The organism is Methylobacterium sp. FW306-05-D, assembly GCF_058782155.1.
Map to the genome: position 1 here is coordinate 65,809 of NZ_JBYSXL010000012.1, position 10,564 is coordinate 76,372.

Here is a 10,564-nt window from a genome sequence, read left to right on the forward strand (position 1 = left end):
CACGGGAAGACGGGGGAGGACATGCCATGACGTCGCCGTTCCTGGGCGAGCTTCTCGGCACGATGGTGCTGATCATTCTCGGCAACGGCGTCGTGGCCGGGACCCTCCTGCACGGCTCGAAGGCGGAGGGGGCGGGCTGGATCGCGATCACCGCCGGCTGGGCCTTCGCCGTGCTGGGCGGGATCTTCGTCGCGACCGCCGCGGGCAGCCCGGACGCGCATATCAACCCGGCGGTGACGATCGCAGCGGCGATCACCTCCGGCGGCGTGGCCAAGCTCTTCGTCTACGTGCCGGCGCAGATGATCGGCGCCTTTCTGGGAGCCACCGTGGTCTGGCTCCACTACCTGCCGCACTGGGCAGTCACGGAGGACCAGGGGGCGAAGCGGGCCTGCTTCTGCACCGATCCGGCGATCCGGCATTCGGGCGCAAACTGGCTGAGCGAGATCATCGGCACGTTCCTGTTGATCCTGATCATCAGCGCGCTGCTGTCGCGGACCGTGGGAGCGACCGGCACCATTCCCACCGGACTCGCGCCCTATCTCGTCGGAATGGTGGTCTGGGGCATCGGCCTGTCGCTCGGCGGGACCACGGGCTACGCGATCAATCCGGCCCGCGACCTCGGTCCCCGCCTCGCCCACGCGGTTCTGCCCATCGCCGGAAAGGGCGATTCGGACTGGGGCTACGCTCTGATACCGGTCGCGGGACCGGCGGTCGGCGCCGTGCTCGCTGCCCTCGTGATCCTCGCGGTCGGCTTCTAAAGGTGCCCCCGATCTCGGGTTCGAGACCTGGACATCCGGGCGCCGACGCTACCTTGAGGGCTCAGCGACGTTCCGGGCAGTCCCTGCCAGGAATCGGCGCGCGGAGCAGCACGACCGCCCATGACGTCACCCCATCCGTCCTCGCAGACGATCGTCCTCGCCGGCAGCGGGGGGGATCTCGGCGGCCGCGTGGCGAAGGCACTCGTCGCGCGCGGTGCGAAGGTCCGGGCCCTCGTGCGCACAGACGCCGACCACCGGAGCGCACCACCCGGCGTCACGGCGTTCAGCGTCGATTACGCCGACCCGGCTTCCCTGGCCGCCGCCTGTAACGGCGCCGCCTGCGTGGTCTCGGTCCTGAACGGCCTGGAAACGGTCATCCTCGACGCGCAGGGACGGCTGCTCGACGCCGCGGTCGCGGCCGGGGTGCCCCGCTTCATCCCCTCGGATTTCTCTCTCGACTTCACCCGCATCCGTCCGGGCGACAACCGCAATCTCGATCTGCGACGCCGTTTCATGGCCCGGATCGACCGGACGCCGATCCGGGCGACCTCGATCCTCAACGGCGCCTTCGCCGACCTGCTCGCCGGCCAAGCGCCCATCGTCCTGCGAAAGCCCCGGGGCATCCTCTATTGGGGCGATGCGGACCAGCCCCTCGATTTCACCGCCAAGGACGACGTCGCGCGCTACACCGCGGCGGCGGCCCTCGACCCGGACGCACCGCGCCTTCTTCGCATCGCAGGAGATACCGTGACACCGAGAACGCTCGCGACGATCATGACGGAGCTGACGGGACGGCCCTACGGCCTGTGGCGCGCGGGCGGGCTCGGCCGGCTCGGATTGCTGATCCGGATCGTCCGAAAGTTCACGCCCGCGAGCGATGCCGTATTTCCGGCCTGGCAGGGCATGCAGTACCTGCGCGACATGTCCAGTGGCCGGGGCAGGCTGGAGCCGCTCGACAATGAACGCTACGGCCCGATGCCGTGGGTCGATGCCCGCTCAGTGCTCGCGGCCGCGGATTGAGCGCGTCCCGTATTCCGGCGATCAGGCCGAATTGCGCTGACCGACCACGAGGCGCAGGCCGCCCTGTACGGCAGGGGCACTGGCCAGGATCGCCGCCGCCTTGCGCTCCAACTCGCCGCCCTGGAAGGGTTTCTGGACGATATGGTCGGCCCCGACCTCGCCCGCCTGCATCAGCGCGGCGGTGTCGGCGTAGCCGGTGACGAACATCACCGGTAGATGCGACCAGCGCCGGCGGATCTCGCAGGCGACTTCGGCGCCGTTCATGCCCGGCATCGCGAAGTCGAGCACGATCAGGTCGACGCAGGCATCGCCCTCGAGAGACGAGAGGGCGGCGAGTCCGGAGCTCGCCTCGCGGATGCGATAGCCGGTCTCGGACAGGATCGTCGTGGTGATCTCGCGGACGGCGCTGTCGTCGTCCACCACGAGCACGACCGGTCGGTCGCCCGTACGGCGCTGGTCGGCGCAGTCGATTCCGGTGCGTGAGGCTTCCTGGGGCAAGGATGTGGCCTCCGCGCGCGGCAGGTAGATCCGCACCGAGGTGCCCTCGCCGACCTTCGTGTCGATGCGGACGCCGCCACCGGACTGTTTCACGAAGCCGTAGACCTGGGCGAGCCCGAGGCCGGACCCTTTGTCGACGGGCTTGGTGGTGAAGAACGGCTCGAACACCCGGGCCAGTACCTCGGGCGCGATGCCGGTGCCGGTGTCGCTCACCGCCAACATGACGTACTCGCCCGGCGCCGGCTCCTCCGGCCGGGCGGGCGCCTGTGTCAGGCCCACATTGGCGGTCTCGATCGTGAGGCAGCCGCCCACCGCCATGGCATCGCGGGCATTGATCGCGAGGTTCAGGATCACGAGTTCGATCTGCGTGGCGTCGACGAGGGCCGACCACAGGTCGGGCTGCAGCGTCATCTCGATGCGCACCGCGCCGCCGATCGAACTCTGGAGCAGGTCGCGCATGGAGGCGACGGTCTGGTTGAGCTCGACCGGGGTCGGTTCCAGGCGCTGGCGCCGGGAGAAGGCGAGGAGCTGTGCCGTCAGGCGGGCGCCGCGATCGGCGGCTCCGCGCATCATCTGGAGACGGCGCTTCGAGCGCTCGTCCGAGACGGCCCGCTCCAGGAACTCGATGTTGCCGGAGATCACCGTGAGCAGGTTGTTGAAATCATGGGCAACGCCGCTGGTGAGCTGGCCCACGGCCTCCAGGCGCTGGGCTTGGCGCAGGGCCTCCTCCACGCGCTCGCGCTCGGCGATCTGGCGGTGGAGCTCGGCGTTGGCGACCGCGAGATCGCGCGTGCGCGTTTCGACACGCGCCTCAAGGGTCGCGTTGAGGTCGCGCAGATCCTGGAGCGCGCGCTCGCGCTCGGCATGGGCGCGGGCCTCGGCGAGCGCCCGCATGATGGTCCGGGGCAGGCGGTCCAGCCGCTGCTTGGTGACATAGTCGGTCGCACCCCGCTTCAGGGCCTCGACCGCGACGTCCTCGCCGAGGGTGCCCGAGACGAAGACGAAGGGGATGCCTGGGCAATGGGCGCGGGCGATCGCCAGGGCGCTGAGGCCGTCGAAGGTCGGCAACACGTAGTCGGCGAGGATCAGGTGAGGCGTAGCGGACACGGCCGCGGCGGTGAAGTCCGGCTCGGTCATCACACGGTCGATCGCGTAGGGGTGCCCGAGATCGTCGAGCACCGCGCCGAGGAGTTCCGTGTCGAGGTCGCTGTCTTCGAGGAGGAGGATCCTCAGGGGGCTCGGACCGAATCCGTTCTGCGTTCCCCGATCGGATGCGGGCTGCGTCATGTGTTCGATGGCCAACCTCCTCCCCGGTGCGGCGGCGGCTCATTCAGCACCGCCCAGAACACGCCGAGATCCTGGATCGCCTCAAAGAATTCCGTGAACCCAACGGGCTTGACCACGAAAGCGTTCACACCGAGGTCGTAGGAGCGCACGAGGTCGGTCTCCTCGCGTGACGAGGTCAGCATCACCACGGGGATCGAGCGGGTGCGGACGTCGCCCTTCACCTTGGCCAGCACTTCGAGGCCGTCGACCTTGGGCAGCTTGAGGTCGAGGAGCACGACCGCAGGATCGCGGGCGTCGCGCATCGCGAAGCCGCCGCGCCGGTAGAGGAAATCGAGGGCCTCGGCGCCGTCGCGGCAGATCACGATCTCGTTGGCGAGCTGGCTCTTCTCCAGGGCCGCGAGGGTGAGCTCGATGTCGTTCGGATTGTCCTCGACGAGGAGGATCGGCTTCAGGTCCGGCATGGGATCAGCGCGCTTCCCTCGGGTTCCGCGGCGACCGGGCCCGGGTCGCGGCATTCGGGTTCGGGACCGCCGTCGGGGTCGGCAGCGTGAAGTAGAAGGTCGCCCCGGCGCCGACCGTGCCCTCGGCCCAGGTGCGGCCGCCGTGGCGCTCGACGATGCGCCGGACGTTCGCGAGACCGATGCCGGTGCCCTCGAACTCCTCGACGCGGTGCAGGCGCTGGAACACCCCGAACAGCTTGTCCACGTAAGCCATATCAAAGCCGACGCCGTTGTCGCGCACGAAGAACACGGCCTGCTCGGCGCCCTCGCCGTCCTGAGCCGAACCGGGCCCGTACCCGTCCAGGCGACCGATCTCGATGATCGCCTCCGCCCGGTCCCGGGTATACTTGACGGCGTTCGAGAGCAGGTTCTCGATCACCAGCCGCAGCATGATCGGGTCGGCCTTCACCCGGCCGAGGGCCCCGATCGTCCAGCGGATCGTCCGCTCGGGCGGGACGTCGCGCAGGACCGAGCGGCGGACCTCCTCGACCATGGCGTTGAGGTCGCCCGCGACGGGGTTCAGAGCGTTGCGGCCCATCTGCGAGAAGCGCAGCAGGTTGTCCACGAGGGTGCCCGCCGAGAAGGCCGCCTCAATGATCGTGTTGATGTAGTGCCGGCCCTTGTCGGAGAGGCGCTCGCCCTCGCGCGAGCGCAGCAGTTCGGAGTACCCGACGATGTGCCGGAAGGGCGCCCGGAGGTCGTGGCTGACCGAGTAGGAGAACGCCTCGAGCTCCTTGTTCGAACGCTGCAGCTCCTCGCTGAGGGAGGCGAGTTCCTCGGCGCGCCGCAGCACGATGCCGAGCACGGAAGCGCGCAGGTCCTTCACCGACTCGGTCTCCGCCCGTGACCAGGGCAGGGCGCGGTTCTGCAGCGTCTCCTTCCAGGTCGCGAAGGATTGCCGCGGATGCAGCCGCTCCGGGCCGCCGGCCGGATCGGGGACCGCCGCCTTGGTCGGGTCGCCGCCCCACTTCACCGTACGCACCACCTCGGGCCGGAACCAGAGCACGTAGCTGGCATATTTCTGCGAGATCGAAATCGCCAGAAGACCGCTCGCCCGTTCGGCGAAGGCGCGGGCGGGGGGATAGACCTCGCTCAGCGCATCGGTTGCGACGAGGTCGGCGCCGCCCGGACCGCTGGAGAGCCACTGGTAGATCCCCCGCACCTCGGCTTCCCGCGGCGTCGCGCCGAGGAGCCGGCAGCTGTCGGAGGTGATCACCGCCGCCCCCGAGGCCCCGGCCAGGGCCAGGACGTCGTCGGGATGCTTCAGCAGGCCGTCGAGGAAGTTCTCCTCTTCCGCCATGAAGCCGAGGAGGCGGGCCTGGATCGCCCCGAGGCGCAGGCGCTGTTCCGCCTCGGCGCCCCGCTCCTTGGCGGCGAGCTGGAGCGCGAAGATCCGGGTGAGGAAGTCGCAGGCGTTGCGGGCCTGCAGCGGCACCCGCCGGGCCTCGGCGTTGTGGCAGGAGATCAGTCCCCAGAGGGCGCCGTCGACCAGGATCGACACCGACATCGACGCCATCGTGCCCATGTTGCGCATGTACTCGACATGCACCGGTGAGACGCTGCGCAGGATCGACTGACTGAGATCGAGGGGCTCTGCGTCCTCGCCGTCCTCGCGCAGGATCGGCACCGGCCGGTATCCGGCATCGGGGATGATCCGCAGGCGGTTGCGCCGGTAGAGCTCACGGGCCTGGACCGGGATGTCGGTCGCCGGAAACCGCAGGTCGAGATAGGAGGGCAGGGCGCCGTTGCCGTCCTCGGCGATGACGGTGCCGTGCCAGTCCCGGTCGAAGCGGTAGACCAGGGCGCGATCGAAGCCGGTGATATGGCGGATGTCGACGGCCACGAGGTGGCAGAGCTCGGCGACGGAGGCGGCGTCGTGAAGGCCCTCGACGAAGCGGCTGAGCCGCGGATAGAGCGCATCCAGGCTCTGGCCCGAGGCGAAGAGGCTCGCCACCGCCTCGAATTCCAGGATGATGAGCCCGCCCGAACGGTGGACCGCGAGTTCGTAGGTGCGGGCCCCCTCCGGCGTCGCCAGCGTCACGGTGCGCAGGTACTGCGCACCGTCCCGGCCGGTTTCCGTCGGCCCCTCCGGCAGGAGGCCGTCGAGCTCCGGAAACACCGCGTCGCAGCGCCGGCCGAGGCAGGCCTCGGCGCCCCTGGGGACATTGGCGCTGGCCTGGGCGATCCGCCCGTCCGAATCCCGGAGGCCGAGGAGGAAGCCGTGCGGCTGGAGCGTACCGAGGCGATGGATCGGCTCCCGATCGCAGACGGTCAGCGCTTCGGCGGGCGTCGAGCCCGTGTCCAACCCCTGCATGCTCAATCCCAAAGCGCCCGCTCCCCCCTGACCGTCCCCGTTCTGCACGTCATATCGCGGCTGGTTACGCGGATCGGACGGGCTGCGCAACGCGACCTGAAGCGCCACGGTCCAACGCGGCCGCGGGAAATTCGGCATCGCGCCGGCTCGCCAGATCCTGCAGAATCCGGTCGATCCCACGTTCCGGTCGACATCGTGGGCGCTCGCTCTAGCTTCCCTTCCGAAGCGACTCCGGCCAATCGAGCCGGATCGACGACAGGGGGACGTCATGGCGAAGCGCGAGCGCAGGCAATCCGTCCCGCCGGAACTCCTCAGCCCCTGGCGCACGGACGCACGGGCGCGGCTGCAGGCCGAGGCGCGAGCCTTCGCCCGGGACGTGGTGATGCCCCTGGCGGACGAGCTCGACCCGCAGAAGGCCGAGATGCCGCGCAGCCTCATCGACCAGATGGCCGCCAAGGGTTGGTTCGGCATCACCATTCCGGCCGAGCAGGGCGGCCTCGGCCTCGGCGTGTTCGAATACTGCCTCGTCTCCGAGGAACTTGCGCGAGCCTGGCTCTCGGTGGGCAGCATCCTGGCGCGGGGTCAGGGCCTCGGCACCCAGACCCTCGACCCGGAGCGCCGGAAAGCCCTCCTCGAGAAATCGGCGAAGGGACAGTGGATCGGCGGCATCGCCCTTTCGGAGCCGACCGCCGGCTCGGATCTCGCCGGCGTCCAGACCCGGGCGGTGCGCGAGGGCGACACTTGGGTGCTGACCGGGACCAAGCGCTGGGCGGGCTTCGCCAAGGCCGCCGACTTCGTCGAGGTCCTGGCCCGCACCCGCGACCCGGAGCCGGGCGAGCCCCGCTCGGCCGGGCTCGAACCCTTCCTCGTGGTCAAGCAGCCCGGCACCTTCCCGCCCGGGATGACCGGACGGGTGATCGACAAGATCGGCTATCACGGCTTCCTGACCTTCGAGCTCGACCTCGACGGTGTGCGGGTTCCGGAGAGCGACCGCCTCACGGGCCTCTACGGCGACCAGGGGGCGGACGCGGATTCTGGCGGCTTCGCCTCGGTCCAGCGTGGCCTCAACATCGCCCGGGTCCACACAGCGGCGCGGGCGGTCGGGGTCGCCCGGGCGGCCCTCGAGGATTGCCAGGCCTACCTGCAGGAGCGCGAGCAGTTCGGCCATCCGATCGGCGACTTCCAGGCCCTGCGCTTCGCCCTCGCCGACATGGCCGCCGACGTCGCCCAGGCCCGCGCCTTCTGGAACCAGGTCGCACACCTGCTCGATGCCGGCGAGCCGGCCGAGAGCGAGTCGGCCATGGTCAAGCTGGTGGCCACCGAGATGGCGGTGCGGGTCACCAACCAGGCGATGCAGCTCCATGGCGGCAACGGCTACACCACCGAGCGGCGGGTTGAGCGCTACTGGCGCGATGCGCGGCTGACGACGATCTTCGAGGGGACGAGCGAGATCCAGCGCCGGATCATCAGCGACCGGATGCTGCCGAAGCCCTGACGCGCGCGCCTCAGCGCCCGCCCATGACGACCCGCAGCTTGTCGGCGAGATCCTCGCGCCGATAGGGCTTACTTAAGAGTGGGAGGTCGACGGGCACGCCCTGCTCGCCGAGGGCCGATCCGGTATAGCCCGACGCGAGGAGCACCCGCAGACCGATGCGCAGGGCACGGGCGTGGGTCGCGAGCTCGACGCCGTTCATGCCCCCGGGCATGACCACGTCGGAGAACAGGATGTCGATGCGCTCGGGTCCCTTCAGCCGCTCCAGCGCCTCGGCCGCATGGGTGGCGGTGAGAGTGCGGTAGCCGAGTTCCGACAGGCTCTCGACCGCCATCTCCAGGACCGCCGCCTCGTCCTCGACCACGAGAACGACCTCGCCCTCGGCGGCCCGGCGCAGGGGCAGGAGCGCGTCCGCCCGCGGGGCCTGGACCAGCGGCTCGGCCGAGCGCGGCAGGTCGATGGTGATCGTGGTGCCCTGGCCCGGCCCGCTCGCGACCCGGACCTGGCCGCCGCCCTGGCGGGCGAAGCCGTAGACCTGGCTCAGGCCGAGGCCGGTGCCCTTGCCGACGTCCTTGGTGGTGAAGAACGGCTCGAACGCCCGGGCGGCGGTGGCCGCATCCATGCCGAGGCCGGTATCGCTGACGGAGACGCGCACGTAGACGCCGGGCGTCAGGTCGGGCCAGGCCGCGCGACGTTCCGGCGTCAGGGCGAGGTTCTCGGTCCGGATCGTCAGGGTGCCGCCGCCCGGCATGGCGTCGCGGGCATTGACCGCGAGGTTGAGGATGGCGCTCTCGAACTGGCCGGGGTCGAGGCGGACGGGATCGAGGGCCGCGTCGAGGTCGAGGACGACGCCGACGGTCTCGCCGACCGCCCGTTGCAGCAGGCCCTGGAAATCCTTGAGCAGGTGGTTGGGATTCACCGTCTCGGGCCGCAAGACTTGCCGACGCGAGAACGAGAGCAGCTTCTCGGTGACTTCGGCCCCGCGCCGGGCCGCCGTCATCGCCGAGGTCGCCAGCCGTTCCACCCGCTGGGCGTTGTCCGGCCGGCGTACGATCATGTCGAGATTGCCGACGATGACCGTGAGGAGGTTGTTGAAGTCGTGGGCGACGCCGCCGGTGAGCTGGCCGATCGCTTCCATCTTCTGCGCCTGGCTCAGGCGCTGCTCGGACTCGCGCCGATCGGTGGTGTCGATCACCACGCCGGCCATGAGGGCGGGCGCACCGTCCGGGTCTCGGTAGAGCCGGCCGCGAACGTCGATCCAGCGCTCGGCCCCGTCGCCCGAGCGCACGATGCGGCACTCGAAGCGCAGAACGTCCTCGGTCTGCGCCCGCGCCATCGCGGCCTCCGCGACGGGCCGGTCCTCCGCGACGACATGGGCGAGGAAGTCGGCGAGGCCCCAGCGCGGCAGCAGGCTGTCATAGCCGAAGATCCGGTCGTGGCGCAGGTTGCGCACCGCCCCGCCGGTCGTGAGGTCGAGGGTCCAGTTGCCCATGTCGGCCGCATCGAGGGCGACCGCGACCTTGTCGCGGGCGATCTTCAGTTGCGCCCGCTGATGCTCGCTCCGAAGCGCGGCCGCCTCGGCGGCGGCGTAGAGGCCGTCGACCTGGCGCAGGTAGACGGCCAGGACGACGATGCCGGCCGCCAGGGCTTCCAGCCGCCCAGCGAACCAGCCGACGGTGCCGCGGGCGGCTCCCGGCAGGGTGATCAGGTTGTCGAAGACGAGAAGCAGCAGCGAGACGGCGAGCCAGAGCTGCAGCACGCTGCGCAGGCGCGTGCGCCAGCACAGGGTGGCGAGGGCCGCCACCGTCAGGAGCACCACGGTCGGCCCGATGCCCGACGTGGTGAGCAGCCAGTAATCGTCGCCCTCGACGCTGCGCGGCAGGTAGTCGACATAGTCCGTGACGATCCAGGTCAGCGCGGCGACGGCAAGGGTCACCGCCAGCGCGGTGAGGCGGCCCGTCGTCCCGACGCGGGCGCGCGGCACCAGGCGCGGGCGCCGGTCGCCTTCCATGATCGCGTAGGGCAGAGCGAAGAGCGGAGGGCCGACGTGCCACAGGGTCCAGAGCCAGGTGGTGGTGCCGGGACCGGAGCCGACGAGACGCCCCGGCCCGAACACGCCGGGAAAGCTCAGGAGCTGGACCGCGACGATCTGCGTGGTGAAGAGGCTGCCCGCAGCCAGCACCAGGAGCGGCACCGAGCGGGTACGCCGATATTGCGCGAAGAACAGGTAGGTGGTGACGGCATAGACCGTGATCAGGGCGGCCTGATAGCTCGGCACGAAGCCCGGCATCGCCCCGATGGGCTCGGCCACGACCGGCAGCAGCGCGAGCGTGAGCAGCCCGAACGCGGCCGCCACGGCGATCGCGAATCGCCTCTGGGGCCGGGTCGTCCCGGCATCCGCGAAGGTGGAGAGGCCTGGACCGCCAGCGATTTCCGGCACGATGTGGCTCCCGGCCGCGCGCGGAGGGCGGGTCGCCCGGACGACAGGACCACGCCCGGTCTAGCACCATCCGTCCCAGGGCGACACGCTTCGTCCGGCCCGGGACAGTCCGGCGCGGCCGGTTTGATCCGTTCCGTGGCGAAGGAGCGACAGCGGGTCCGGGCCGCCCGCCGCCTCGGGTCCGGCGGCTGGGAAGAACCAGCGGTCGCGTGTCGCCGGCGCTGGCCGGGGCCCCTCGGATCAGTGGGCGCCGCG

7 protein-coding genes are annotated in these 10,564 nt (G+C 70.6%); 3 read left to right on the top strand and 4 right to left on the bottom strand.

The annotated features are described in order from the left end of the window. The first annotated feature begins 26 nt into the window (after nt 1-26). On the top strand, nt 27-758 hold the full coding sequence (locus AC3WLN_RS07035; RefSeq protein ID WP_492480333.1) for an MIP/aquaporin family protein: 732 nt from the start codon (nt 27-29) through the stop codon (nt 756-758). A 120-nt stretch (nt 759-878) separates the two neighbouring features. Next, nucleotides 879-1,778, top strand: a complete 900-nt coding sequence (locus tag AC3WLN_RS07040) for an NmrA family NAD(P)-binding protein (RefSeq protein WP_492480334.1) — start codon at nt 879-881, stop codon at nt 1,776-1,778. 21 nt (nt 1,779-1,799) lie between these two features. Here AC3WLN_RS07040 and AC3WLN_RS07045 read toward each other — a convergent pair whose 3' ends face one another. From AC3WLN_RS07045 to AC3WLN_RS07055, 3 genes are read right to left on the bottom strand one after another with little or no spacing between them, the layout of a single operon-like run. Beyond that, a complete protein-coding gene (locus AC3WLN_RS07045; protein ID WP_492480335.1) occupies nt 1,800-3,563 on the bottom strand; it encodes a response regulator in 1,764 nt (587 codons plus the stop codon). Beyond that, complete coding sequence (locus AC3WLN_RS07050; protein WP_463775928.1) at nt 3,560-4,024, bottom strand: response regulator; 465 nt, start codon at nt 4,022-4,024, stop codon at nt 3,560-3,562. The genes AC3WLN_RS07045 and AC3WLN_RS07050 overlap by 4 nt, the downstream gene beginning before the upstream one ends. 4 nt (nt 4,025-4,028) lie before the next feature. Next, the gene (locus AC3WLN_RS07055; RefSeq protein ID WP_492480336.1) at nt 4,029-6,377 is read right to left on the bottom strand and encodes an ATP-binding protein; all 2,349 of its coding nucleotides are present in this window, start codon (nt 6,375-6,377) and stop codon (nt 4,029-4,031) included. 268 nt (nt 6,378-6,645) lie between these two features. Between AC3WLN_RS07055 and AC3WLN_RS07060 the strand changes: the two genes are divergently transcribed. Beyond that, nucleotides 6,646-7,872, top strand: a complete 1,227-nt coding sequence (locus tag AC3WLN_RS07060) for an acyl-CoA dehydrogenase family protein (RefSeq protein ID WP_492480337.1) — start codon at nt 6,646-6,648, stop codon at nt 7,870-7,872. Nucleotides 7,873-7,882: 10 nt separating this feature from the next. On the opposite strand, the gene AC3WLN_RS07065 is transcribed toward AC3WLN_RS07060, so the two are convergent. Further along, nucleotides 7,883-10,309 (bottom strand): MASE4 domain-containing protein, encoded by a 2,427-nt coding sequence (locus AC3WLN_RS07065; protein WP_492480338.1) that lies wholly within the window; start codon nt 10,307-10,309, stop codon nt 7,883-7,885. Nucleotides 10,310-10,564: the final 255 nt, after the last annotated feature.

What these genes read in the sequence shown, in the direction of transcription:
- AC3WLN_RS07035 (WP_492480333.1), top strand. Translation starts at nt 27, where the DNA reads ATGACGTCGCCGTTCCTGGGCGAGCTTCTCGGCACGATGGTGCTGATC.
- AC3WLN_RS07040 (WP_492480334.1), top strand. Translation starts at nt 879, where the DNA reads ATGACGTCACCCCATCCGTCCTCGCAGACGATCGTCCTCGCCGGCAGC.
- AC3WLN_RS07045 (WP_492480335.1), bottom strand. Translation starts at nt 3,563, where the DNA reads ATGACGCAGCCCGCATCCGATCGGGGAACGCAGAACGGATTCGGTCCG.
- AC3WLN_RS07050 (WP_463775928.1), bottom strand. Translation starts at nt 4,024, where the DNA reads ATGCCGGACCTGAAGCCGATCCTCCTCGTCGAGGACAATCCGAACGAC.
- AC3WLN_RS07055 (WP_492480336.1), bottom strand. Translation starts at nt 6,377, where the DNA reads ATGCAGGGGTTGGACACGGGCTCGACGCCCGCCGAAGCGCTGACCGTC.
- AC3WLN_RS07060 (WP_492480337.1), top strand. Translation starts at nt 6,646, where the DNA reads ATGGCGAAGCGCGAGCGCAGGCAATCCGTCCCGCCGGAACTCCTCAGC.